Consider the following 23,566-nt stretch of genomic DNA (forward strand, 5'->3'; position numbering starts at 1 on the left):
TCAGGAGACAGGCAAGGACGTCGACAGTCCGTTGGACTTCTACGCCTCTCGGTTTTCGAAGCAGAAGGCCAACGGTGCAGTGGTTCCGGGCCTATCGCCCCAAGACGCCGAAGCCTTGCTGTCCAAGGCCCGGAAAACCGATGTTCTGGTCTGCGTGCTCGGCGGCAATCAGTACAACACGTTGGGCCTGCTCGAACATGCCGAGCCTTTCGATCTGATCGAGCCCGAAACCAAGGCCGACCCCCAGCCTACGGATGCCCGGATCATTCCCTTGAACCAGATGAACGCCGCCTTTACCGCTTTCGTCGGCAGTGTTCGTCGTGCAGTCGCGCATTACATGACGGGTTTCAAGGGTGAGACCTTCTACCTGAATCCCCCACCGCCCAAGAGCGACAACGCCTATATCAAGAAGAACGCCGAAGGCTATTTCAGAAGCGAGGGAAAGGTCAGGCTCAACGTCAGCCCGCCGGACATGCGCCGTCGGCTCTGGTCGGTTCAGTCGCAAGCCCTGTCTCGAATGTGCGAGGATCTCGGCGTCCGTTTCGTGGACAGCCCCGACGCCGCCAAGGACAACGGGTTTCTCAAGCTTGACTGTTATGGCGCGGACGCCACCCACGCCAACGCCCATTATGGCGAACTGATATTGCTGCAGCTGGAAAGGCTGCTGATCGACAATAAGGTCTCATCCTGATGCCTCACCCCTACCGCACATTCCCGGACAAGGCTTTCTGGCGTCGATCGGTCGCGCAGCCCGCGCCGGCGGACATAGACCCCGTCGGCGTGCTCGAGTTGCAGATCACCCCCGAAATGAAGGTCGCGACCGCAGGCAGCTGCTTCGCCCAGCACATTGCGCGTCACCTCAAGAAAAGCGGCTACAACTACTACGTCGCCGAGACGGGACATCCCCTGCTCGGCGAGCCGCTAGCCGAGGCTCAGGGCTATGGGCTGTATTCCGCGCGGTACGGTAACATCTACACAGCGCGCCAGCTGCGGCAGCTGATCGACCGCGCCTATGGCCGCTTCAGTCCTGTGGAAGACGTCTGGACGCAGCCTGACGGCACGGTGCTCGATCCCTTCCGCCCCAGCGTGCAGCCCGGAGGATTCGCGTCCGCGTTCGAAATGCGGGCCGATCGCGACTGGCACCTGGCCCGCGTGCGCGAGATGTTTGAAACCCTGGATGTCTTCGTCTTCACCTTGGGCCTGACCGAATGCTGGCTTTCACGTGAAGACGGCGCGGTGTTCCCGATCTGCCCCGGCGTCGAAGGCGGCGTGTTCGACCCCGAAAAGCATGTTTTCCACAACATGACGGTGATGGAAGTCGTCGACGACATGAAGACCGTCATCGATCATCTGCGATCAGTCAATCCGACGGCGGAAGTCCTGCTGACGGTTTCGCCGGTTCCCTTGGCTGCGACCGCCCAGCCGGGCGCTCACGTGCTTTCAGCGACGACCTATTCCAAGGCCGTGCTAAGGGCGGCGGCAGGCATGCTGTCCGACGCGGACGCCAAGGTGCACTATTTCCCGTCGTATGAGATCATCACCAGCAACGCCTCTCGCGGGCGATACTATGCGGAGGACCTTCGGAACGTGACCGAAGACGGTGTCAATCACGTCATGCGGCTTGTCCTGAAACACGCGACCGCCTCATCGGAGGCACCGCGTGATCCGGTTCCGGCGACAAGCAGGGCCGCGGCGGCCGATGAAAGGCCCTCCCAGACAGATGTCTCCGAGTGGGTCGAGGTCATGTGCGACGAAGAGGCGCTGGATCGCTGATCAGGCGAAGGCCCCGGCGGCGTCCAGTTCGGCCATCGCCAGTTCGACGTCGACCGTCGTTTTCGAAATCCGGTCTCTCGCGTCGATCGTGTCGACCGACACGCAGTTCAGGTAGATCGAGTTCTGGCGCTTAATTTCGTCGATCATCAGATAGCGCGGGTTGATCTTCTCCCAGCACAGGGTGAACAGCGTCCTGTCCGGATCCGGGCCGGCGAACAGACTGGTGTGAAACGCTGAGCCGATCGTTCCGACAATCCATTTCGCGCGGTTGAACAGGCGGACCTGGTCCGCGAATGCGACGCGCTCGGGCGCCACGATGGCGAAGCCCTCACGCCGCAGCCGATCTTCGATCTCGACTTCCTGCACGGCCCCGCGTTCATGGGGTTTGAGTTGCGACCGCGTCAGATAGACCTTCTGGGACTGCACCTCAGTCCCCTCCTCTAGGATCGAGGCGGCCACCTTGAGATGCGGATACTGATGGCATTCGTAGGCCCGGAACGTATGCAGAAAGGACGGCCTGGCCAAATGGACGGTCTTAAAGAGCGTCGGCCGCTCCGGTGAGATCAGGCCCCGCGCGCTCAACGCCAGACGCGCATGGATCTCGGAAATATAGGCGTGGCCGTGGTTGCGGACCGCGGGGCGGTTCTGCAGTAGCAGCGGCAGGTCGGGGGCGACGTCCAGCGCCCAAAAACGTGACATCCCGTCTATGATGTAATGGCCGTAGTGAGGCCAGATCGAACCGACGAAGAGCACTGGCTCTTCCACGACGTCCAACGCCTGAGGCATCTCCGTCGTGCGCGGCTCGGTCGCGATCGACGACCTCTCATCCCGGTCCAGCACATGAGGTGTGGCGAGGTCGTGAGGAATGTTGACTCGCCGGGAATCCTCGATCCGTCGACCCGACACATCATACAGGCAGTCATACTGAGGCAGGGAGACGAGGTTCTTTAATACGACGATCCCCGGCGTCTCCTGGCGCCGGACATCCATCCGGCGTCGCGCTCTCGCCAGCGTTTCCGGGGGGAAATTGGCGAGGGTTATTGAAGCTTGCATTACTCAAGTCTCTTTGTCGACTTCGTGCTTATAGCCAATGCGCCCGTCAGCGCGAGAAGGCATTTTTCTAGAAATGCGGATCAGTCTCTATCCACCAAACGAAAAGGGGTAGCGCAGGCCGAGCCTCATTCTATAAAATGATTGCTCGAATGGAGCGGCACCATGGCCACAATTGTTAGGCACCCGGATGTTGAGGACTATTTCGTCGAGCTGACGCTTGATGAAATCCGCAAGCGGCCGGACGGCATCACTGATCTTTACGAGGCGAACCGGCTTATCCTGCTGAAGGATTACAGGATGCCGATCGAGCTCGACATCTTTCAGGCGATGTCCGGCAATATCACGAAGGTGGACAATCCCAGACTGCGCAAACAGCTGAAGAAATTGACCTCCACCAAGTTCTTCGAGGGCGCTGGTCCAGAGTTCACTGAAGATGAACATGGCGGTGGAGCCTACGGCAGCTTCGAGACAGAGGACCCCGTTCGACGTGCGGTCTATGACGTCCTTTGCAATGGCGACCCCGAATTATTCGCCCGCGCCAGCACCGCGATGAAAACGGCGCACGATACGGCGCTGGAGTTGTTCTCGATTTGCTTCCCCACCTACGAATATTTCCGGGTCGTCCCCAGCGTCCGCCTTACGACAACGCTGTTTGAGAACATTCACTGGGATAACCACCAGATTGCCGAGGACTTCCAACAAGTTCGGATATTCTGCAACCTCGATCAGCGCCCGAGGCTCTGGCATACGAGCCATAATTTCGTGACCTACGCGGAAACCCTCTACGAGAAACACGGGCTTGAGCGATTTGCGGGCCAGGATCCGAACGAGCTCAACAACTATATCTGCGGCCCCGTTTTGGGCGGGACCGCGAACGCCTGCAAGGACAGCCTGCCGCGCCACACGATCGCCTTCGAGCCAGGAGAGGTGTGGTTCGGCGAGTCGCGAATGATCTCTCATCAAATTTTCTACGGCGAGCGCGCCATGGTCTACATGTTCTTCGTTTCGCCCAACGGCATGCTCAGAGCCGATAGGCGTTTCAACCAGCAGGTTGAAGATTTGCATGCTCGCATGGCGAAGTCAGTCGCTGCGTGATCGCGGATTTTGAAATGCATCGTGCCAGCGGGAGTGAATTTTGAGTCAGCACCCAACCCCTCGCAAGGTTTTCGTCGGCTACGACGCACGCGAAGACGTCGCGTGGAAAGTCTGCCGTCACTCCATCCTCCAGCATGCGTCGCAGGCGCTTGACGTCCGCCCCTTGAAGCAGCCGACTGTCCGCGAACTGGGGCTTTATAGCCGCCCAGCCGACTCCTCCGCCTCGACCGAGTTTTCGCTCACGCGATTTCTGACGCCCTATCTTGCTCACTACGAAGACTGGTCGTTGTTCGTGGATTGCGATTTTCTCTTCACCGGCGACCTGAGCGCGCTGTTCGACACGCTTGACCCCTCCAAGGCCGTATACGTCGTTCAGCATGATTATGTGCCGGCCAACCCCGTCAAGATGGATGGCAAGGGCCAGACGGTCTATCCGCGCAAAAACTGGTCTTCCTTCCTCATCTTCAACGGCCGGCATCCGGCCGTGAAGGCTTTGACGCCGGACGTGGTCAACCAGGCCGCCCCCGCCTATCTGCACCGTTTCGGCTGGATCGAGGACGACAAGGATATCGGCGCTCTAGACCTGAAATGGAATTTCCTAGTCGGTGAGTATGAAAAGCCCGACATCACGCCTTCGGCCATCCACTACACCAATGGCGGTCCCTGGTTTCCCCAGTGGACGGATGTCGACTATGGCGACCTTTGGCAGGCCGCCCTTGACGACATCCTGGTGAAGGAAGCCGCGGAACGCGCAGCCTGAACCTAATCAAGCCTCCGCTTTCTATGGCGGCCGCGGAGCTTTGGTTCTATGTCAGGTCTCGCTTTGATTACGGACGCAGATGCGCAAGTTCACCGCTCTCTTAATTCCCATCGTCCTTGCATCCTGCGGAACGCTTCCACAGGACGGCCCCTCATCCAGGGCCATTGCGCGGTCGCAGGACAATCCCGCCGATCCGACCTACGCCATCGTTGACCTGAATTATGCGGTTTCCGAAGTGGCCAAACAGCCTGCGGCCCCTTTGGCCGGCGGTCTGACACGTGCGCCGGCGGCCCGTGACTATGACCTGATCTCCGTCGGGGACACCTTGGCCATCGCCGTTCTGGAGCCGGGCGGAGCCTTGTTCGGATCGTCGGACAGCGCGGGCGGCGCGCCGACCACGACCAATCAGGGACTGCCTCCGATCGTTGTGGATCGTGCGGGCTTGATCTCGGTGCCTTTCGCCGGCTCTGTGAGGGTTGCCGGACTGACCGTCGGAGAGGCTGGCGATGCTGTCCGACGGGCACTCCGCGGTAAGGCGGTCAATCCCCAGGTCATATTGTCGGTTCAAGAAAACACGAGCAATGGCGTCACCGTCATGGGCGCAGTGACCACGCCGGGGCGCTTGCCTTTAAAACGCGGCGTCAGCACGGCGCTAGACGTCATCGCCGCTGCAGGGGGGCCGACGACGCCACCGGAAGACATCATCGTTACCCTCGTGCGCGACGGGCAGACTTTCTCATCCCCCCTCTCGACGCTTTTCACCTCGCCTTCCGACAACATCTTCCTGTCGCCCGGCGACCAGATCAATCTGGTCGCAAAAACACGCCGCTACACCACCTTCGGCGCCCTGAGCCGGGTGTCGCAAGTCGACATGCCAACCGGCGACGTCACGCTAGCCGGAGCCCTTGCCGCTGCGGGAGGTCTCAACAGCGAGGCCAGTAACGCGCGTGCGGTGCTGGTGTTCAGGTTCGAACGTCCAGAGGTCGCCCATGCCCTTGGCGTAAACGTTCCGCCAATGGCGAAGGGCGTGCCGGTCATCTATCGGCTGGATCTATCAGAGCCCGCCGGATTCTTCACGGCCAACAACTTCATGATCCGACCTGAGGACGTCATCTACAACCCACGCGCCAACTCCGCCGAGCTTCGTAAATTCTTCGAGTTCGTTCAATCGATCACGCGCGTGATCTATGATGTCACGGTGACCGGAACGCTCAACGTCAACTAAACTTATGGGCCACGGCGTTTTTGACGACAGCGCGGGGGAAAGGTCCAAGCCTTCGCTTGAGACGGCGGCCTTGCTGCCGGACGTCACGGCGGCCGACGCTCCGCCGCCGTCCAGCCGGACCTTAGATGACGCCTTCGTCCTGCTCGACGAGATCGAACAGAGCGCCCTCGAATTGTTCTCGCTCAATGGTCTTCCGACCCGACAGGGCCTGTATCGTCATATGGAACCAGACGGCGACTGGCAGCTCCTCACTGATGAGGCGTCTCCAGAAGCCCGTTGGGCCGAGATCCTCGATTCCCCGCCGGAAGCTGGGTTTCGCTATCTGAGCCTTGCAGACGTCGCGCGATCCCAGCGTCCCGACCTCGACTCGGTTCATGCCGCCGCCGCGATGTTGGATCGCTCCGCCGACCTGCGCCGGCTATTGCAGGACGGTACTGGTGAAGAGGACGGCGCGGCCCTGCTCATGTTCTGGTCGACCGTGGAATTGATGGCAGTAGTGTTCAGCGGCAAACGCGATGACGTGCGCCAGGGCGCACGGCGCGCGGTGGAATGGGAGATCTGGCGGGCAGAAGCGCTCCGTATCTGGAGGGGCGCGCCCACCCTGTCACTGAGGCTGGTCGCCAAGATGGTAGTAACGAGATTGGGATTATCAGAATCATCTCATACGGTCCGACGGCGCCTAAGCGGCCATCGGCCCGCCGTTCAAAGCGAACCCACCTCCGGTTGACCTGAACGGCGCATTCCAACCCTATCCAGCCAGTTTGTGGCCTGTTCAGCCGACACAGCCCGGATGCCGTCAAAAGGACGGGCGGAACCCGTTATCCAGTGACAATTCACTGCTGGATCCCGCATCATCTCGTCGCCCCAAATCCGCTTCAGGGTCATCAGTTCCGCAAGATCCCAAGCCATTTTGCCGCGGGTGTCGTTAAGGCCTCGCGTGCGGGATTCGTGGTGGATGGCCTCGATATCGGCCGCGTAAATAACCTTCATGCCTTGGCTGCGCGCCCGAAGGCAATAATCGACATCGTTGTATGCGATGGCGAAGTTCAGCTCGTCAAACCCACCCAGCATCTGATGGGTCTGGCGTCGAACCGCGATAAATGCGCCCGTGACAGCGGCCACAGATCGCGTCCTCAGCCATCGCGCGCTGGGGCCGCCGTCGCTCTCCAATACGCCAAGCCCTTCATGTCGGGGGGCGCCTCCGCCCAGACCGAGGACCACGCCGCCGTGCTGCAGGGTTCGGTCCGGATAGAGCAACCGGGCCCCTACTAGGCCGACGTCGTCCTGAGCGAGGTATGTGGAAATCCGATCGTCCCACCCCTGGGTCAGCATTTCCGTATCATTGTTCAGGAAGAGCAGGTTGGGCTCCGACGACGCCTCGACCGCAAGGTTGTTGATGCGCGCCCAATTGAAAGGTTCATCGACGGTCATGACGGAAAACCGTCCACTCATCTGGCCTTCTTGAAGGAACCGGCGCGTGTCGGCCTCCATGCTTCGATTGTCCGCTATCATGATCCTGACTCGCTCCGGAAGGCGGGCCTTGTGGAGCAGGCTGTCAATGCAGGCGGCCAGCATTTCGCAGGCGTCGCGCGTGGGAATGACAACCTTTATCGGTCTGTCATCGACGGTCGATGCGACGTGGACGGGCGAGGGCCGCCGCAAGACCTCCAGATAACCGGCGGCAGCTTCCTCCGCCGACGGCAGGCCGATCCTGGCTTGGGCCGACAGCCGTTTCACACTCGCCAAGACCAGCGGAATGTTGACGGCGTCGCCCTGCTGGGCCAACGCGGCAAGGGCGTCTCTCACGGAGGCGTCGTCCGGAGATGACGGCGCGCGCGCCTGCCTCCAAAGCACGGCGGCCGGTAGGTCCGGAACCGTCCTCAGATCATAGACATCTGGTGCGGCGAAGAAGACGGGATCGGCGCGGACTTCGCCTTGCGGCCAAGCCTCTGAGAGATGGTCGTGATCGGAATAGACCGCGCCGACGCCTGTCCGGTCTGCGCCGAACACCAGCCAAGCCAAGGCGGTCGGCCGAAAGACGACGCCGGCGTCGGTCGTCACGACGAAGGCCGCGTCGCCGGTCGGTGAGAGGTCGTCGGACCATCGAATGCGAGGTTCCATCAAGGCCAGCGAAGCGACCGGATGCGACTCCAGGGAACCATCAAGCGTGACGACGGCTGTCCAAGTGGTCAGCGTCTGGTCGACCAAGGACAGCAGGCTCGCCCGCAGTCGGTCAGGCGACACGCCGCGGCCGTCGATCAGGACGAGGACCGAGGCTGACGGCCTGCCGGGCGGCGCGGGTACTGCCCGTGCGCGGCAGAACTGATCATAGAAGGCGAGAGGGGCGACCGAGGCGTCGACGGCGGCCGCTATGGCGTCGTCGATGTCCCTCGCGACGACCAGCAGACGGTTCAGGACGCCCGGATCCCCGCCGCCTAGCGGAAGAAGACCGCGCGCCCCGGCCGCGATCAAGCCTTCGCGCGCCACGCGATGTCCGGGACTGAGGTCGAGCGCCGCCTTCAGGGCGTCGACAGCTTCGCCATTCCGTCCTTGAGTGAGCAGAAGATGGCCGAGCTGCGACCAAGCCTCCACATTGGGGCGCAGCGCGATTGCGTGACGATAGGCGCTTTCGGCCGCCTCATGCTCGCCCGCCTGCTTGCGCATGTTGCCGAGTTGTATCCACGATCCGACCCGTTTGGGCCTCATGCCCGCATGGGTCTGGAACAGCTCCGCCGCCTCGCGCCATCGTCCCTGGTCACGCGCCGTCTCGGCCTGTCGCCGTATGACGTTCGCCCGCCGCCGGCCGCCGGCCTGTCCAAGGGGCATGGCGGTCAGTCGCGACCACAATCCTGACTTCATGGGACGGCCTTTCCAGGCGCTTTCGTCACGCGATAGCGCGGCGTTGCGACATCGGGATGCTCGACCCGGTGATCGCGATCCAGCGACAGCATCGGATTGTACCAGGGGTCCCCAGCCGCGATCAAACCGGCCCAACGCGCTGCGAAACAGGCTGCGTCCTCCGGGTGCGCGAGTTGCCCGCTCGACGCCCTGGTCGCCGATTCGTGGTGCATGAGCACCGCCCAGCCGTCGACAATCACGCTGAGGCCCTGCGCACGCACGCGCAGACATAGATCGGTGTCGTTGAAGCCGACGGCCAGACGGTCATCGAACCCGCCGACGCCCTGAAACACGTCCGTCCTCATCATCAGGCACGCCCCAGTCACAGCCGACCAGTCTCGAACCGCCGTCAGGCTGCAATTGTAGCCGGGATTGCGTCGGCCATTCACGACCAGAGGCTCGAACTTCATCGCATGTTCGGCATAACCGCCGGGCCCGAGGAAGACGCCCGCATGCTGGATGCGGTTGTCAGGATAGATTAGAATCGGCCCCACAGCACCGACGTCTTCCTGAGCGGCCAACGCGCGCAGCCGCTCGAGCCAGCCAACGTCCAGCGCCTGGATGTCGTTGTTGAGGAACAGGACGAAACGGTGGTCCCCCGCGAAGGCGGACACTGCCAGATTGTTCATCTTCGAATAGTTGAAAGGCCCGCTGAAAGGCATCACCCGGACGCAATGGGTCAGGCTGGCTAGAAGTTCGGCCAGCTCGGGCTCTCGCGAATCGTGGTCGATGACCACAATGTCCAAGTCTTCGGCCCTGCAGGTGCTGAAAAGGGACGACAAACATTGACGTAGCAGGTCGGCGCGATCCTTTGTCGGAATGATCACCAGCACGCGCCCGCCGGGGTCATGGGTGTCGAGCCGGTAGGTGTTGAACGTCTCGGCGGCCGTGACGCGCGCGGCTGCGCCCCGTCTTTGCAGGTGGCGGCCCATGGCGGCCAGCGTCGCCCCCGTCACTTTGTCCTCCAGCCTGTGGCCGGAACTGTCCGCATGGGTGCGCCACCGGTAGAGAACGCCGGGCTGATGGGCGATGTTTTGCGCCGCCTCGATCATGCGCAGAACAAAGTCGATGTCCGCGGACGCCGGCAAGGTTTCGTCCCAGCCCGCCAAGGCCAGGGTGCGCCGAACACAGACGGGATGAACGAAATAGGGATGGCTGAGGTAATAGCGCCATGAAAAGGCGGGTCGCGCCATGATCGACCTCAGGTCGTCCAGATCGCGTCCCGTGACGGCTTCATCGCCATAGAGGACGTCCGCGCCGGAAGACGCCGCAAACGAAAGCAGACGGATCGCCTCGGGCTCCAGACGATCGTCGTGATCCAGGAAAAGAACATAGTCCCCTTCAGCCGCCCTCAATCCGACATTGATCGCGGCGGCGGTTCCCTGGGGCTCGTCGGTCGTGATCAGGGTGATGCGGTGATCTTGCGCAGCCGTTCGGCGCAGCAGGTTTTTGAGGTCGGCGTTCGATGAACCGTCGTCTACGATGATCCATCGCCAAGACGCTTCGGTCTGGCGAAGAACGCCCTGCACAGTTTCCGCGAACCAGGCGAGATCGACATCGTGGACAGGCGTGATGATGGAGATCATCGGCCCGCCCGCTTCTGTCGGCGGCGGCACGGCGCGTTCCAACCACTGAGCGAGCCCTCTCATGGAGCCGATGTCGAACGGAGAGGCCGCCAGGGGCGCGTGAGAATCCACGCGCTCGACGACGACGCTCAGAGCATCGCCGGCTTTGATGAAGGGACCGAGGCCGAAGCTGAAGCCGCAGACGGGCACATCGGACAGCCCCAGGTCCACGATGTCCGGTCTGGCGAGATCGGCCTGCACACGCCCGACGACCCTCCCCCCTACGGATATGTTCAATACCACCGGATCGGCGGGTCGATCCGGATTCCAGGCCCATCCCTCTATGGCTACTCCGCGCAGGCCTTCGACGGCGCCGGTGATGCGCTCGTGCGCGGCGAGGCCTTTCGACTGCTCGGGGGCAAGAAACGCGATCAAATCATCCCGCGTGAGATGAAAGCCGGCGTCGGGATCCCGATCCCGACGCCACGCCTCGATATAGTGGCGGCAAGCCTGAAGGCGGTCGCCGCGCCTTCGACTGAGCTCGGCTCGCATTCGCGGCCCCACCCCTGCGTCAGGCATCAAGCGGCTCACCTCCGAATAGGCACGATCGGCCTCTTCCAGTCGACCGCTTTCCTTGAGCATGTTGCCCAGCCGCAGCCAGACCGCCGCATGTGCGGGCCGTTTCATCAGATGGCGCCGGTAGGCGTCGGCCGCCGCCGCCCAATCTCTTCGATCGCGTGCGGCGTCCCCGGCCAGGCGGTCGAGATCACGGCTGGAACGGCCGCCCCAAAGGCCCGTCAGCCAGGCGAGAGGAGAAACAGGTTTCAAATCGGCCGCTCCGGCTCAGGCGGACATTCCCTCCGGTTTGACTTGACCGAGATCGCAGAGCGCGGCCTAGAGAGACGTATTCTCACGGAGTTATCATGGATTCGCCGGTCAAACTCATCAAAACCCGTCGTTTCGGAGACGACCGCGGCTGGTTTTCCGAAACCTGGTCGCAAACGCGTTACGAATCGCTCGGCGTAACCTGTGCCTTTGTCCAAGACAATCAATCGCGGTCCACCTTTGTCGGCACGATCCGCGGAATTCATTTCCAGCGCCCCCCTCACGCTCAGGACAAGCTGGTCAGATGCCTGAAGGGTGCGGTCCTGGATTACGCCGTCGACCTCAGAAGGGGTTCGCCCACCTACGGTAAGCATGTCGCGGCGGAACTGACCGAGGACAACGGCGACCAGCTGTTCATCCCTGTCGGTTTCGGCCACGCCTTCGTCACCCTGACGCCTGACGCCGAAATCGCCTACAAGTGCTCCGACGGATACGCGCCGGACTGCGACGGCGGCGTCTTGTGGAGCGATCCGGCTCTGGGGATAGACTGGCCCTTGCCGACGACGGGTCCGGTTCTGTCGGACAAGGACAAGAGCTTGCCACTTCTGTCGCAATTCGAAAGCCCCTTCGCCTACGACGGACGACCTCTCGTCGATCTCTGATTGACGAATGCGGCGACGCCCGGCGGGCTAATGGCCGGCCGGGCGTATGGATCAGTCGGCTTCGGGCTTGTCTGCAAGGCGCTCGACCCGACCGCCTTGGAACTCCATCTGCCCCACGAAATGCGCGTTGGACGCCCAGACCCTGAGCTCCGCCGGGCCGGGGAAGGTCCAGCCATGGTCAAGCACGACCTCATAGCCGCCCGACTTCTGCAGCATGACCTCCAGCGTCTCCAGATCCTCGCCGACGCCCCACTCGAACTTGAGATAGAGATCGCTGCCTTCGGTCTCGACCGCGAAACGGGCCGTGATGCGCCATCGCCCCGCGGGAAGGTCGTAGCGGGGACCGTGAACCACCACGCGTCCGCGTCCCGTCAGATCGACGTTTGGCGGCGCGAACCCCGCCTTGGCGGGATTCTTGAAGATGAAAACGCCTATGGGCCATTCGGCGGCCGCGCCTGGCGCGGGGATCGGCCGATCATAGACCGCCAGGGGCCCGGCGTCGGCGCGCGGCGAAGGCTCGGAGATGTTCGCGGAGCGGACCAGCCCCCCCAAGCCGGGAAAATCCAGCGCCTCGGCGGACGAGTCGAGAGACTGCGCGCCTTTCTCCAGGAGCCAAGCCTGGGCGGCGAGTTGCCCAGCCAGCAGCTTGTAGCCCTTTTCGACCGCATGCGACATGCGCCCCAGCATCGTGTCCACCGTCGTCTGCAGGCCGGCGGTCAGGACCACCCACTCCGCATCGCCGAACGCGCGCGCTTCGGCCGCGTCGCTCACGATCAGCACATGTCCGACCGCATTGGTGGAAGACAGGCGGTCCACCGATTTTGATACGGCGTATCCAGCATTGGCCGACGCCTCGAGCACGGCATCGCGCCACGCCGCCTCGGTCGGCGACGGCAGAAGCAGCACGCCCAGTTTGAAAATCTCGCTCATGAGGCGCGGAGCCAGCTGTAGATGTCGATGGCCTCACGCACGTCGTCGAACATCTTCACCCGCCCGCTTTCGATGATGAGGACGCGCTGACAATGTTTCTCGATCAACCGCATGTCATGCGACGCCATGATGAAGGCGCGATCTGCACGATGTTCGAACAGTTCCTCGCGGCATTTGCGCTGGAAGCGCGCGTCGCCCACAGCCACCAACTCATCGATGAGATAGCAGTCGAACTCGATCGTCAGCGACAGCCCGAAGGCGAGGCGGGCCCGCATCCCCGACGAATAGTGCTTCACCGGCAGCGCCAGCTTCGACCCCAGTTCGGCAAAGCCGTCGACCCGGCGCAACATCTCGTCGAAATCGCGGTTGTAGAGCCGGGATAAAAACCTGATGTTGTCACGTCCGGACAGGCTGCCCTGAAATCCGCCTGAAAAGCCGATCGGCCAAGAATTGGTCATACGCCAATCGATCCTGCCTTCCGACGAACCCAGCGCCCCGCCCAGGATCTTGATCAACGTCGATTTGCCCTGACCGTTACGGCCGAGAATCGCCAGCCGGTCTTGTCGTCCGACGGTGAAAGATAGATTGGAGAACAGCGGCTTCCCGCCAGGAGCGTGCTTATAGGTCTTTCCCAGACCTGACACCTCTAGACCGACACCGCCTGGTGCTTCGCGCGTCAAACTTGTCGGTGCTCTCTAAGTCCGGCCCAGACCAGCCATCCAATTCCGTAAATCAACATCGTTGTGATGAAGACGACCAGGATGGCCATAAGACGGCGAGGTTGGCTTGGGGCGTCTGGGCGGCTGGGATTCACAACCCGCTCCAGATACAGCTTCTGACGTCGTGCATCGATGCGCGCGGAGTCCAGACCCGCACTGGCGGCGGCAAGCGCACGGTCCGCCATGGTGCGCTCGGCCTCCAGGGCTTCATAGCCCCCGACCTTGGTGGCCAGCGACCCGGCGTTTCCAGCCACCTTTTGCCGCTCGATAGCCAACTGACCGCGGAATGCAGCAAGGCGTGCGTCGATCGACGGCAGTTGCGGGCTTTGCGGCGCCTGGCTGGAAATCTGCGCCCGCTCAGCCTGAAGCGTGGCTATGGTGGTGGACAGTTCGGAGATGATGCCGGTATTTTCCGCTGCCGCCGACATCGGATCGACGATCCCTTCGCGATTCCTGAACATATTCAGCCGCGACTGCACATTGCGAAGACGTTGTTCAGCTTCGATGACCGCGCGTTCCGCGTCGTCAACGGCTCGGGCTGACGCGCGGTTGTTCAGCCGGTTGACCAAGCGCTCGCCACCGTCAAGCATGGCGGCGTTGATCGCCTGGGCGTCGGTAGGATTGAACGCCTGGACACGCAACGTGCTGATGCCGGTCGAAGATTCGTAGCCGACCGTGACGAACTTCTGCAGCGCTTTAAACAGGCCTTCACGAGAGGTGTCAGCGCCAAATTTCGGATAACGAGACAACAGATCCACACCCGGCCGAGCCAGAACCGCAGCGACGTCGAAGGATTTTGACAGATCGCTGAGGGAGTCGCGCGACTGAATATATTCATGCACGGCGAAGGCATCGGTGGCATTGGACGACAGGCCGACGCCCTGCAAGGCGACGCCTAATGTCGAGGGCTGCTCCTGAGACGCAGCGCGGACGATGAAGCGGGCTTCTGAAACGTAGCGCGGCGAAGCGATAAACAGGAAGTAGATGGCCGTCGCGAGCGTCGGCAAGGCCACCACGACCAAGAACGCCAGCGGCACGCGCTTCCATAGCGCATGCGGTCGAGCACCACCGGAGGGCGGACGATCGCCCTCGGTCGGGCCGAGATAAGTGATCCGTGATTCAGCCATGCAATCTAGTCGCCGACGGCGCCTCTCTATCGATACGCCTAGTCGGCATCCAGATGCTCCTTCGCACGAGCGAGCAGCAACAATCCAAACAGAATGAGAATACCGCCGCAGAACGCGGGATAAAGAAGACTATAATGCGTCTCGACGAACTCGCCAAATACACCCGCGCGGATCATTTCGACGGGATGCGGCAAGGGCATGGCCAGATAGACGGCCCGATAGCTGGGCGGAATCCAGGCAGCCATCGCAAAAACGCCCGAGAAGGGCAAAACCGCATATAGCATGATCGGCACGATGCGCTCCAGAATTTCGAACTCGGCCGCTAGCGCGCTCAACACCATGGCGATGCCCATCGACAGAATGAAAAGCGAGAACCATCCCCAATAGACAAGCAGAAGGTTCTGCGGCGGACCGACCTGGCCCAGGAACACGAGCGCGACATAGATGATGAAGAACGCCAGAGTCGAACCACAGAACTCCAGCGCATACCGCGCCATGTAGACGTGTAGGATACTTATGGTCTTGTGGTACAATAGACCAGAGTTCCCGCTTGCGGCGGCCATGCTGTACGACACCATGTGCCTGAACATAATCAGGCACATGTATCCCGTCATCACGAACGGCGCAATCCGGATGCCGTGCTGGTAGGGTGCCTTGATGAACGACCACAGGATGATGATGGCAATCGTGAACATCAATGGCTCGCCGACCAGCCAAAAGAAGCCCAAGCCGCGGCGGCCGTATCGCGTGATGATCTCGCGCAATATGAGCGAAATGACGATGTTGACGTGATGGGTGACCGATTTGACGATCATCAGGCCAAGACCTTGTGACGAACCCGTCCGGCGGAGAGTCTTTCAAGCACTGTGAAACATCAAGCGATCTGGGCTCCGCCCCGAAGAAGGTGGCCATACGCCTTCGCCGGTTTGTGGGCAAGCCGCGTGGTCGTCACATCAGCCCAGAACGGTTTCGAAACTCTCTGGATCATCGATCGCCAGGCAGCGCGACAGATAGGCGTGGATGAAGGCTGCGCGCTCACGCGTGGTGCTCGTCCTGCCTCGCGCCGAAGCGATGTCGTCGATGGCCGCCTGGTCAACGACCGCGTCATATTCCGCGCGCCCGAACCGGATCAACGGACGATCGTGCAGCAGAACTTCCATTCCAGAGCCCGAGTTGACAGTGAAGACGCAAGCCGCCCCCGCGATGCAGGCGTGAATCGACACGTCATCGACCCACGCCGCCCCGGGATAGGCCGAGGTCATCGCCCTGAGAGGCTCCATCGACTTGCGGTTGGCGGGATGTCCCTTGACGACCAGCCGCCGTCCCACGGCCCGACAGTGCGCGAGCACCGCCGCCAGCGCCTCGGACACCCCGACGTCCGAATGGAACCGGATGGTCTCATCGTGGGGCAGTTGGCAGAGAAACAGATCATACGCGCCGGAGACAGGCGGTCCCGTCAGGGCGGGCTGCGTAAAGACCGATTCGTTGCGGGAAATCCGTTCCCGCAGGACCGCGTAGCCTTGATCCGCAACCTCGCTTGGCGACACGGGCGGCGGCAGGAAGGACAGGGACGCGCCCCAGCCGGCGGGATCGGCCGTCATAAAGCCGGCCAGGGGCGCATTCTTGTAGAACCAGGCGTTCGTTCCGATCGGGAACTGCCGTCGCAGCTTGTGCGGAAAATAGACTCTGTCGAAAGCGACGGCCAGAGCCTGAAGTTCGGACAGTTCGAAGCGCCATAGAGGCTGTTCATCGACGACGACCGTGTCGCCTCGGGCCTCATGGAAAGTCTGGATCTGATCCAGGAAACGCCCGAACTCACGCAGGATCGGATTGAGCGGGGGTCCGACCACGTCCGGAACCGGGCCTTGTTTGAAAGAACAGTCGAGGCGCGGCCTGGCCAGAAGAATTCTGCGCGTCATGATGATTCCCTGGCGGCGGCTCACCCCACACCCTTGAAGCGCGAACGCGATCCGGCGACAAGCGCTCATGGTCCATCCTGCGCCGTGTCGTCGAATCATTCTCTGCGGGCCAAGCGCGCAGACTCTTCCTCTTCTTGGACGGCTGCTCCGAAGAAGCGCGAGCCAGGCGGTAGAGGTCGTATCCAGCTCCGCCTTCTCCACCGATTTCGCTGCCGACCGGACCTTGGTCACCACGGCCTCCGGTGATCTGCTGGGTCTGAAGAAGATTCGAAGCTGGTCGGATCAGGAACGCGCAGACACGCGGGTCGTCATCTGTGTCCGCGACCCTCGCGACAGCCTGGTCGAACAGGACGGAAACACCGACGCGCCCTACACGACGGGGTATGATCACGCCCTTCACGTGGCCCGCAAGATCGTCACCTTGGCCGCGCCGGGCCTTCTCTTTCAGCATGGCGTCGCCGAAGCGACCGCCCGAAAAGCGGCTGGCGTCCTTCTGCTTCGTCACGAAGACATCCTTCGAAGGCCGCATCTCGCCCAACTGGCCTTGGCCAGCTTCACCGGCCTGGACCTTCGCAAGGGGTTTGCGGGCTTGCTGAACCATGAACCGGATACGGCGGCGGCCGGCTTTAGGGAGAAGCTGGCGTCAGGGTCTCTCGCGCCTCGCGCCGCGCGGCGCATCGCGCGCCAGTTTCGACTGGCTCCCGCCCTGTTCGACATCTTGGAGACCCACGACTACGAGGCGCCCGGCGATCGCCGCTGGTTCGATCTCTTGCGGGAGCAAGCGCCCGACGCCTTCGACGACACGCCCGGGACCATCGTCGGCTTCCATACGCTGGACGCGCTCTATGTCGAGGAGGCCAGACGCATGAAGGGCTCGATCGAGGCATTGGGGTTGCCCCTGGCCTTGACCGCGATCGAACCTCGGGACTGGCTCGCCTCGGTGCAGTGCAAGCCCGCCTTTTTGCTGGAAGAGAGAAAGCGCCTGCGTGGCCCGCTTCTCTACATCGACGTGGATGCGGTGGTTCACGCGAATCCCTGGTCCTATCTGCGAGGCTATGAAAGCGACGTGGCTCTTGCCGGCCACCAAGGTGAGGCGATCATCAGCGGCACGGTCCTGATCAACGACACGCCCGGCGCCGTGCGTTTCCTGGAGGAATGGGCGGCGGAACAGGCAAGGTCGCCGAAACTCTGGGACCAGCATTGTCTGGAGAAAGTCGCCAAACGACATCGTCACGGCGAAGACGGCGTAGTCGTCGACTATCTGCCGCCGGAATTATGCTGCGTCTTCAACCGGAATTTCAGCCCTCCGATCATCCCCCTTATTGAACACCTTCAGGCCAGCCGGGAGCGGTTCCACGATTCCGAAGACGATCAGAGGAAGGACAACCTGTCCGCACGGCGAAACCGCCTGGCAGAACTTGACCAGACGACGCCCGGAAAGGGCCCGCACGCGGCCTACTCGGCGAAAACGGCGCAAGAGCGGGCCGCAGACACTCGCAGTCTGATGGACAGCGGCGCGTCCGACACCTTGCGATGGGCCCAGGCGTCCAACCTCAAGTCCGCATGGCGCTCCCGCGCCGCAGTCGTCGCGAGCCTGATCCCGGCCGGGGCGTCGGTGTTGGATCTCGGCTGCGGCGCAATGGATCTGGAACACGAACTGGCGAATGGAGCGACGTATCTGCCCGCCGACCTCGTCGCCCGCGACGGCCGTACGATCATCGTGGATCTCAACGGCGACGACATGCCTGGCGTCGAAGCGGACGTCGCGACGATGCTGGGTGTTCTGGAATACATACATCAGCCTGAACGCCTGCTAGCGGCCATGGCGAAACGCTGGCCCCGCGCGATCATCACCTACAATCCGACAGACCTTGACCACGGGCGCGACCGCAGAACACATGGGTGGTTCAACGACCTGACGTCGGCGCAGCTTGTCTCCAAGGCCGACAGCGCGGGGTATCGTCTCGTCGGGATCGTGCCCCATGGCCCCCGCGAACGCGTCTACGAGTTTTCTGCCCGATGACGATCACTTCCGTCTTTCGCTCTGACCGGACCAACGTCGGCGACTGGTTCTGTTCGCCGGATCGGTATTTTCCCGATTTGAAGGGAGACCGTCAGGACATCCTCGAAATCGAATCCGCCCTACCGCCGGGTGGTCACGTCATTCTCGGCGGGGGAGGATTGATTGCGGCGACGTTCGACGCCGCCATGACAGTTTTGGCGGCCCAGCGCTCTCGCCTGTCCAGTCTCGTCGCCTGGGGCGTCGGAGAAAGTCTGATCGTCGACCGCAAGGGCGGTTTCGTTTCCCCCTATGACGGCGCCTTGCCGACCTATCTCGAAGCCTTCGATCTTGTCGGCCTCCGCGATTTCGGGACGGAATTTCGCTGGACGCCCTGCGTTAGCTGCATGTTGCCCCAGTTCGACCAGCCCGCCGCGCCGACACAGGATGTGGTGCTCTACGCGCACAAGCGAATTCCGATCCCGATCGACGGCCATCCAATGATGACCAACGCCGAGGAAGACATCGATTCGGTTCTGAATTTTCTGGCGTCAGCTGAAACCGTGATCACAAACTCCTATCACGGCGCCTATTGGGCGACCCTTTTGGGTCGACGGGTTTTGGCCATCCCGAACATGTCGAAGATGTATCGGTTCAAACACACCCCCGTCCTGTGCGAGGCCGCCGAATGGCGGCGCTACCTCAGTCAGGCGGTCGCCTATCCGGACGCTCTCGCCGAGTGTCGTCAGGCCACGGTCGATTTCAAGACGGAGGTAGACGCACTGATCGGGGGCGGTTGAACCTTAGCCTTAAAAAGGCGTTTGTCATGCTCTCATCACCCATTCAGTCGGACAACTTCCCATGGCGACCCCTATAAAATCCTCCCCTGATTCAGCCGTGCTGGCGCAGATCGAGCGCCATCTGGCCGAAATGGTCGTGCTGCAAAAAAAGCAACTGCAAGCCATCCGGCAGCTGACCGGAGACAAGGCATACTGACATCAGCCCGATTGCCATCCGCGGCTTCTTTCGATGGTGAAACCAGAAGCCAAATTGTCGAACTCGATGTTGGGACGATCCGCGCGAGACGTCAGCCAGGCGCGGGTCGGCCCGGCGCCCGACGGTCCAACCATTATCGAATCGAAGGCCCGCGTCATTGTCCGGGCGGACTGATCGTCGATGATCCGGTTCCGACGGGCTACGACGCCATAAGGCGCCGCCGTGCCGGCCTCTTGTCGGGCGTAAAGTATGATCCCGGCCGGCTCCGACGCGCGCCAAAGACCGCTTGCGCCCGGATTGACGATCTCATTGCCGGTGATCTGAACATCGCCCGGCAGGTCGCCATTTGCGTCTCCCGGGGCCGAGCAGGTGATGCCTGCGCACCCCGGCCGGATGATCTGGTTGTCGGCAATGATGATGTCGTTGAACCAGTTCGCGCATTTCACGCCCCAGGTGCCGGCGTCCAGAATTCGGTTGCCGACGACCGATATCCGAAGGTTTCCACGGCCGCTGATGTCCACGCCCTGCTCGACACCTGGACCGATGCTCGATTTCGCGATCCGGCCGCCCGTGGAAGACCCACAGACGACGCCTCTGGAATACTGCCGAGACAGCGCCGGTCGGCCGGGCCATTGGGCGACAAGCCCCGACACCCTGGCGTTTGAGATGGAGAAACCGCGGCACAGCTGAAACTCGACACCTTGGCAAACGTCGTTTTCGGGCTCTCGCAGGAAACGCGGTTTGAAATCTTGAATGACGATGTCGCGAAGCACAGCGCCGGGCGTGGCGATGATCTTGATGCCGGTGATGGCGCCGGCGTTGCGGACGGTCACCCGAGTCAGGACGGCTGACGCGCAATTGCTGATCTGAAGGGCGGAGCACTGCCCCATGCCGCCATCCTGTTGAAGATCGGCCAAGTCTATGACGAAGTCTTCTATGACGATTTGACCAGCGCTCAGCCCATCCAGAACGACGGTCTTCTCCAGCTTGGGATCGACAGATGTCTGCCGCAGGGTCAGGCGACGCAGGCGAGGCGGCGCCGTGATCCGCAACTCGCCGTGGATTTCATAGGTTGCTCCACCCCCGTCGATAAGCCGGCCGCTCTCGAACGCCGCCTTCAGCGCGGCGACATTCCGGATGGCCTCCGCGCGGGACAGACGACCGGCTCTCGCGCCGAAAAGCGCGGGTGAGGCGGGCTCCTCCGACGGCCGCGCGCATGCGGCGCTCGGAACCGCAGAAAGAAAGCCCCAACCCGCTACAACTGCGCGCCTGTTTAACATGTCTCACCCTTCGCCCCTCACCGTGGCGGGGCATGACAACTTCTAGGCCGCCCTACTCTGAAGACCGAACTTCAGATCCAGATGGCGAAGGACGGCGTTGAGGACTTCACGCCCGCCTTTCTCGTTCATGTGGTGATAATCATGGCCAGCGTTCTCAACAGCCTTTTCACCTGTCAGCAGGATTGAACCCCGGTAGAAATCGCCTACGGGCCGATGAAGATCGTCGAAAAGAACACGAGGGAAGGCCACATAGTCATGATCGCCCAAAGCCTCCTGCATCATGGCTTGGATTTCACTAAAACGCGCATCGTCCATCTTCAGGATGGTCGTTGAAACGACGTTTGCTGAAAGAAGCACCGTCGGCTTGCCCGTCAAAGATTTGAGGGTTTCAGAAATTCTGTAGGCATCCGCCCCCTTCACCAAGTCGATAATTACACGGTTGCAGACCTGCGCGGAGCACTGGGCCTTGCGCGCAGCGGTGAAAGCTCTTTGGGCATCCTGAGGTGATGGAAGATCTGCGTATATGACGAATGCGTCATACGAATCGACGCCACGGGGCTGAACCGGCCTTTCGCCAAAAAGACGCTTTATCTTCGCAATGATTCCAGTTTTAGGCTGCGGATTTACTCTCGACTTGAAACGCACATTAACGATTTGATTATCGACGATATCGACATTCGGAAAACCGCCGTTGCTGTGACCATAGAAATCGATGTCGTAAAACTCATCACCCGGCGTCCCCAGCTTATAGGCCGAATAGACCGCACCAATATAGCTGGAACCCAAAAAGCATATTTTTGGCATACTCACGCGACATCCTTGAAGGATTGCAGCAGCACCTCTTCACACACCACGTCGTCTACATCCGCCGTCGCATGATCCTCGATTTTCGAAGGCGCTTTTTTCACTTCCTCTTTGGGACCCCCCTCAGCGGCCGAAACGCCCTTGAAGAAGTTGTCCATGACGAAATCGACGCCGCTCGGATTCACGTCCCTCTGATTGGGTTCGAAGAATACCGCCTTGGTGACGGGGCTGTTTATGATCTCATAGGATGGGAAATAGTCCACGTCCGGCCGCTGTCGCGACAACTGCCCCGCCACGGCGCGCAGTACGGATTTTGACTCCATGGTGGCGACCATGACGTGGCCGCCGGATTTCGTGGCGGTCAGCGGCACGGGCGATACGGTGAGGATGAACCTCAGGTCTGGATTGAGGACCTTCATCTGGTCCATGGCTGACTCGATATTGGTCAGGGCATCCATCACCGTATGGTTGTCGAACGCATGCGTCCTTTCGTCGAAAACTCCCGCCACGGTTCCCGGGCACATGGGGTATTCGTAACCCGTCTCGGTGTTTCGCCAGCTTTCCGTCAGGCCCAGCGTGAAGACGAAATAGTCCGCCTGCTCGATGCAGGTCTTGAGGGCCATAACCGCGACCTTTCGGCTAGCCTGCATCTCTTCGGCCGAACCGAATCCACCAGGCTCCACCGCAGGACGGAAGGGGTCGTAGAATCGGCCGTCGTTTTCCCAGACTTCGTCCGGCAAGGCGCGCGAGCCGGCCGCCCATTCGACCCATTGGGCGAGAATGGACGTGGTGTAGATATTGCCCGTTCGCGCCGAAAAGACGTTATAGTTGAAACTCTTGGCGCTCGACGCCGACAGCCCCCGAGGCGCGGGCTCGCCATTGAACCAGGCAAAACCCCTCGCCGCCAAAGCCCGTCCGATATGTTGCGCGAAACAGGATCCGAAAGTCACGAACTGATCGGACATCTTCAGGTCGAACTTGGGCTTCCAAAGCTCCGCCAGATCGAACAGACTTCGCGAAGCGACGGCCAGCTTCCAGAACGCGCGGTCCTCAAGGCCGACATAGGGGTTGGTCATGTCGTCGATGGTTCCACGAACGTTCATTTTTCCCCGCAGGACGATCCTAGTGACCTCGGCGCCATCGCGCAACGCTCGCGCGCGAGAAGCGGGCCGAAGCACTGAGCTTGTTGCTTGATATTATCGCAACCGGCGCCAATAGTTCGCGAAATGAAACTAGAGGCTTTCTGAATGTCATTGCTCAATGAACTCGGTCTCAAATACCGGACGGACAAGGCCGTCGATGGGAAAAGGGGCGAGCCCGGCAAAGGGCATGACTACCTTCGGGTCTACGAACGGTTCTCGATGCTGGAACGGACGGAAGTTCGAAAGGTTCTGGAGATCGGCGTCCAAAAGGGGGCGTCGATACGCATGTGGGAAGAGTATTTTCCTAGCGCGACCATCTATGGTTTGGACATTGCGGAAAGCGCCCTGAACGTCACGGGCGACCGGATCCGAATTCAACTGGTCGATCAATCCGACGCCGCGGCCTTGAAGGCCTTCGCCGAGCAGAACGGCCCCTTTGACCTGATCGTGGAGGACGGATCCCACATCTGGTCGCACCAGATCATCGGCCTGCAAACCCTGCTGCCTCACCTCAAGCCCGGCGGCCAATATATCGTCGAGGATCTCCACACCAGCTACGCCGCCGAGTTCGGCGAGGCGGGCGGCATGACTGGTGTTCAATACGTTCTGAAATGCTGCGAGAAAATCTTGGGCTCCAGCCGAGTGCGGTCCTCGAATGAGGAAGACAGCTTGATCCACGGGCTATCAGAATTCATAGACAGTGTCATGGTTCTGCGATATGCGGCGGTTTTTTTTGCAAAACCTGCATAGATTAAGCGAAAGCTGGAAATAGCTTTTATTGTTTTAAAGCGCGC

At 61.4% G+C, this 23,566-nt stretch carries 23 protein-coding genes; 11 read left to right on the forward strand and 12 right to left on the reverse strand.

The genetic code is table 11. The annotated features are described in order from the left end of the window. The first annotated feature begins 31 nt into the window (after nt 1–31). Complete coding sequence (locus B3T77_RS05805; RefSeq protein WP_292078130.1) at nt 32–691, forward strand: hypothetical protein; 660 nt, start codon at nt 32–34, stop codon at nt 689–691. Further along, entirely contained in the window at nt 691–1,773 is a 1,083-nt protein-coding gene (locus B3T77_RS05810; RefSeq protein ID WP_292078131.1) for a GSCFA domain-containing protein, read from the forward strand. Before B3T77_RS05805 ends, B3T77_RS05810 begins: the two co-directional genes overlap by 1 nt. Here B3T77_RS05810 and B3T77_RS05815 read toward each other — a convergent pair whose 3' ends face one another. Then, a complete protein-coding gene (locus B3T77_RS05815; protein ID WP_292078132.1) occupies nt 1,774–2,826 on the reverse strand; it encodes a glycosyltransferase family 61 protein in 1,053 nt (350 codons plus the stop codon). Nucleotides 2,827–2,988: 162 nt separating this feature from the next. On the opposite strand from B3T77_RS05815, the gene B3T77_RS05820 reads away from it, so the two are divergent. The 4 genes from B3T77_RS05820 to B3T77_RS05835 all read left to right on the forward strand — a co-directional run bounded on the left by B3T77_RS05820 (nt 2,989) and on the right by B3T77_RS05835 (nt 6,633). Further along, nucleotides 2,989–3,921, forward strand: coding sequence for a hypothetical protein (locus tag B3T77_RS05820; RefSeq protein ID WP_292078133.1), 933 nt, complete (start codon nt 2,989–2,991; stop codon nt 3,919–3,921). 163 nt (nt 3,922–4,084) lie between these two features. Beyond that, nucleotides 4,085–4,681 carry a hypothetical protein gene (locus B3T77_RS05825; RefSeq protein WP_292078134.1) on the forward strand — a complete coding sequence of 199 codons (597 nt, stop codon included), beginning with the start codon at nt 4,085–4,087 and terminating at the stop codon, nt 4,679–4,681. Between the two features lie 259 nt (nt 4,682–4,940). Then, nucleotides 4,941–5,906: a polysaccharide biosynthesis/export family protein gene (locus B3T77_RS05830; RefSeq protein ID WP_292078135.1), complete on the forward strand. Its 966-nt coding sequence runs from the start codon at nt 4,941–4,943 to the stop codon at nt 5,904–5,906. Between the two features lie 70 nt (nt 5,907–5,976). Beyond that, on the forward strand, nt 5,977–6,633 hold the full coding sequence (locus tag B3T77_RS05835) for a hypothetical protein (protein WP_292078136.1): 657 nt from the start codon (nt 5,977–5,979) through the stop codon (nt 6,631–6,633). On the opposite strand, the gene B3T77_RS05840 is transcribed toward B3T77_RS05835, so the two are convergent. Further along, a complete protein-coding gene (locus tag B3T77_RS05840) occupies nt 6,609–8,765 on the reverse strand; it encodes a glycosyltransferase (RefSeq protein ID WP_292078137.1) in 2,157 nt (718 codons plus the stop codon). The two genes, B3T77_RS05835 and B3T77_RS05840, sit on opposite strands and share 25 nt — an antisense overlap. Further along, nucleotides 8,762–11,056, reverse strand: coding sequence for a glycosyltransferase (locus tag B3T77_RS05845; protein WP_292078138.1), 2,295 nt, complete (start codon nt 11,054–11,056; stop codon nt 8,762–8,764). The genes B3T77_RS05840 and B3T77_RS05845 overlap by 4 nt, the downstream gene beginning before the upstream one ends. Before the next feature lie 236 nt (nt 11,057–11,292). On the opposite strand from B3T77_RS05845, the gene rfbC reads away from it, so the two are divergent. After that, complete coding sequence (gene rfbC, locus B3T77_RS05850) at nt 11,293–11,856, forward strand: dTDP-4-dehydrorhamnose 3,5-epimerase (protein WP_292078139.1); 564 nt, start codon at nt 11,293–11,295, stop codon at nt 11,854–11,856. A 51-nt stretch (nt 11,857–11,907) separates the two neighbouring features. Here rfbC and B3T77_RS05855 read toward each other — a convergent pair whose 3' ends face one another. The 6 genes from B3T77_RS05855 to B3T77_RS05880 all read right to left on the reverse strand — a co-directional run bounded on the left by B3T77_RS05855 (nt 11,908) and on the right by B3T77_RS05880 (nt 17,152). Further along, nucleotides 11,908–12,786, reverse strand: a complete 879-nt coding sequence (locus B3T77_RS05855) for a hypothetical protein (RefSeq protein ID WP_292078140.1) — start codon at nt 12,784–12,786, stop codon at nt 11,908–11,910. Continuing rightward, nucleotides 12,783–13,466 carry an ABC transporter ATP-binding protein gene (locus tag B3T77_RS05860; RefSeq protein ID WP_155966191.1) on the reverse strand — a complete coding sequence of 228 codons (684 nt, stop codon included), beginning with the start codon at nt 13,464–13,466 and terminating at the stop codon, nt 12,783–12,785. Before B3T77_RS05860 ends, B3T77_RS05855 begins: the two co-directional genes overlap by 4 nt. Then, nucleotides 13,463–14,632, reverse strand: a complete 1,170-nt coding sequence (locus B3T77_RS05865; protein ID WP_292078141.1) for a Wzz/FepE/Etk N-terminal domain-containing protein — start codon at nt 14,630–14,632, stop codon at nt 13,463–13,465. The genes B3T77_RS05860 and B3T77_RS05865 overlap by 4 nt, the downstream gene beginning before the upstream one ends. A 38-nt stretch (nt 14,633–14,670) precedes the next feature. Continuing rightward, complete coding sequence (locus B3T77_RS05870; protein ID WP_292078142.1) at nt 14,671–15,447, reverse strand: ABC transporter permease; 777 nt, start codon at nt 15,445–15,447, stop codon at nt 14,671–14,673. A gap of 138 nt (nt 15,448–15,585) precedes the next feature. After that, nucleotides 15,586–16,482, reverse strand: coding sequence for a hypothetical protein (locus B3T77_RS05875; RefSeq protein WP_292078143.1), 897 nt, complete (start codon nt 16,480–16,482; stop codon nt 15,586–15,588). Further along, nucleotides 16,448–17,152 carry a hypothetical protein gene (locus B3T77_RS05880; protein ID WP_292078144.1) on the reverse strand — a complete coding sequence of 235 codons (705 nt, stop codon included), beginning with the start codon at nt 17,150–17,152 and terminating at the stop codon, nt 16,448–16,450. Before B3T77_RS05880 ends, B3T77_RS05875 begins: the two co-directional genes overlap by 35 nt. 117 nt (nt 17,153–17,269) lie before the next feature. Between B3T77_RS05880 and B3T77_RS05885 the strand changes: the two genes are divergently transcribed. From B3T77_RS05885 to B3T77_RS05895, 3 genes are all read left to right on the forward strand, one after another. Next, nucleotides 17,270–18,574 (forward strand): putative nucleotide-diphospho-sugar transferase, encoded by a 1,305-nt coding sequence (locus tag B3T77_RS05885; protein ID WP_292078145.1) that lies wholly within the window; start codon nt 17,270–17,272, stop codon nt 18,572–18,574. Next, entirely contained in the window at nt 18,571–19,350 is a 780-nt protein-coding gene (locus B3T77_RS05890) for a hypothetical protein (RefSeq protein WP_292078146.1), read from the forward strand. Before B3T77_RS05885 ends, B3T77_RS05890 begins: the two co-directional genes overlap by 4 nt. Before the next feature lie 61 nt (nt 19,351–19,411). Next, nucleotides 19,412–19,546, forward strand: a complete 135-nt coding sequence (locus B3T77_RS05895) for a hypothetical protein (RefSeq protein ID WP_292078147.1) — start codon at nt 19,412–19,414, stop codon at nt 19,544–19,546. Between the two features lie 2 nt (nt 19,547–19,548). Here B3T77_RS05895 and B3T77_RS05900 read toward each other — a convergent pair whose 3' ends face one another. From B3T77_RS05900 to B3T77_RS05910, 3 genes are read right to left on the reverse strand one after another with little or no spacing between them, the layout of a single operon-like run. Continuing rightward, on the reverse strand, nt 19,549–20,826 hold the full coding sequence (locus B3T77_RS05900) for a right-handed parallel beta-helix repeat-containing protein (RefSeq protein ID WP_292078148.1): 1,278 nt from the start codon (nt 20,824–20,826) through the stop codon (nt 19,549–19,551). Nucleotides 20,827–20,868: 42 nt separating this feature from the next. Beyond that, the gene (locus tag B3T77_RS05905) at nt 20,869–21,636 is read right to left on the reverse strand and encodes a hypothetical protein (protein ID WP_292078149.1); all 768 of its coding nucleotides are present in this window, start codon (nt 21,634–21,636) and stop codon (nt 20,869–20,871) included. Continuing rightward, a complete protein-coding gene (locus B3T77_RS05910) occupies nt 21,633–22,706 on the reverse strand; it encodes a GSCFA domain-containing protein (RefSeq protein WP_292078150.1) in 1,074 nt (357 codons plus the stop codon). Before B3T77_RS05910 ends, B3T77_RS05905 begins: the two co-directional genes overlap by 4 nt. Before the next feature lie 171 nt (nt 22,707–22,877). Here B3T77_RS05910 and B3T77_RS05915 point away from each other — a divergent pair, with 171 nt between their 5' ends. After that, a complete protein-coding gene (locus B3T77_RS05915; protein ID WP_292078151.1) occupies nt 22,878–23,522 on the forward strand; it encodes a class I SAM-dependent methyltransferase in 645 nt (214 codons plus the stop codon). Nucleotides 23,523–23,566 lie beyond the last annotated feature (44 nt).

Source organism: Brevundimonas sp. UBA7838, from assembly GCF_002500885.1.
Taxonomy (GTDB): Bacteria; Pseudomonadota; Alphaproteobacteria; order Caulobacterales; family Caulobacteraceae; genus Brevundimonas; species Brevundimonas vesicularis_C.

Bases quoted from the DNA above. Each gene is read 5' to 3' on its own strand.
- B3T77_RS05865 (WP_292078141.1), bottom strand. From the start codon at position 14,632: ATGGCTGAATCACGGATCACTTATCTCGGCCCGACCGAGGGCGATCGT.
- B3T77_RS05815 (WP_292078132.1), bottom strand. From the start codon at position 2,826: ATGCAAGCTTCAATAACCCTCGCCAATTTCCCCCCGGAAACGCTGGCG.
- rfbC (WP_292078139.1), top strand. From the start codon at position 11,293: ATGGATTCGCCGGTCAAACTCATCAAAACCCGTCGTTTCGGAGACGAC.
- B3T77_RS05890 (WP_292078146.1), top strand. From the start codon at position 18,571: ATGACGATCACTTCCGTCTTTCGCTCTGACCGGACCAACGTCGGCGAC.
- B3T77_RS05880 (WP_292078144.1), bottom strand. From the start codon at position 17,152: ATGGTTCAGCAAGCCCGCAAACCCCTTGCGAAGGTCCAGGCCGGTGAA.
- B3T77_RS05895 (WP_292078147.1), top strand. From the start codon at position 19,412: ATGGCGACCCCTATAAAATCCTCCCCTGATTCAGCCGTGCTGGCGCAG.
- B3T77_RS05845 (WP_292078138.1), bottom strand. From the start codon at position 11,056: ATGAAACGGCCCGCACATGCGGCGGTCTGGCTGCGGCTGGGCAACATG.
- B3T77_RS05855 (WP_292078140.1), bottom strand. From the start codon at position 12,786: ATGAGCGAGATTTTCAAACTGGGCGTGCTGCTTCTGCCGTCGCCGACC.
- B3T77_RS05915 (WP_292078151.1), top strand. From the start codon at position 22,878: ATGTCATTGCTCAATGAACTCGGTCTCAAATACCGGACGGACAAGGCC.
- B3T77_RS05870 (WP_292078142.1), bottom strand. From the start codon at position 15,447: ATGATCGTCAAATCGGTCACCCATCACGTCAACATCGTCATTTCGCTC.
- B3T77_RS05840 (WP_292078137.1), bottom strand. From the start codon at position 8,765: ATGAAGTCAGGATTGTGGTCGCGACTGACCGCCATGCCCCTTGGACAG.
- B3T77_RS05820 (WP_292078133.1), top strand. From the start codon at position 2,989: ATGGCCACAATTGTTAGGCACCCGGATGTTGAGGACTATTTCGTCGAG.
- B3T77_RS05900 (WP_292078148.1), bottom strand. From the start codon at position 20,826: ATGTTAAACAGGCGCGCAGTTGTAGCGGGTTGGGGCTTTCTTTCTGCG.
- B3T77_RS05810 (WP_292078131.1), top strand. From the start codon at position 691: ATGCCTCACCCCTACCGCACATTCCCGGACAAGGCTTTCTGGCGTCGA.
- B3T77_RS05910 (WP_292078150.1), bottom strand. From the start codon at position 22,706: ATGACCAACCCCTATGTCGGCCTTGAGGACCGCGCGTTCTGGAAGCTG.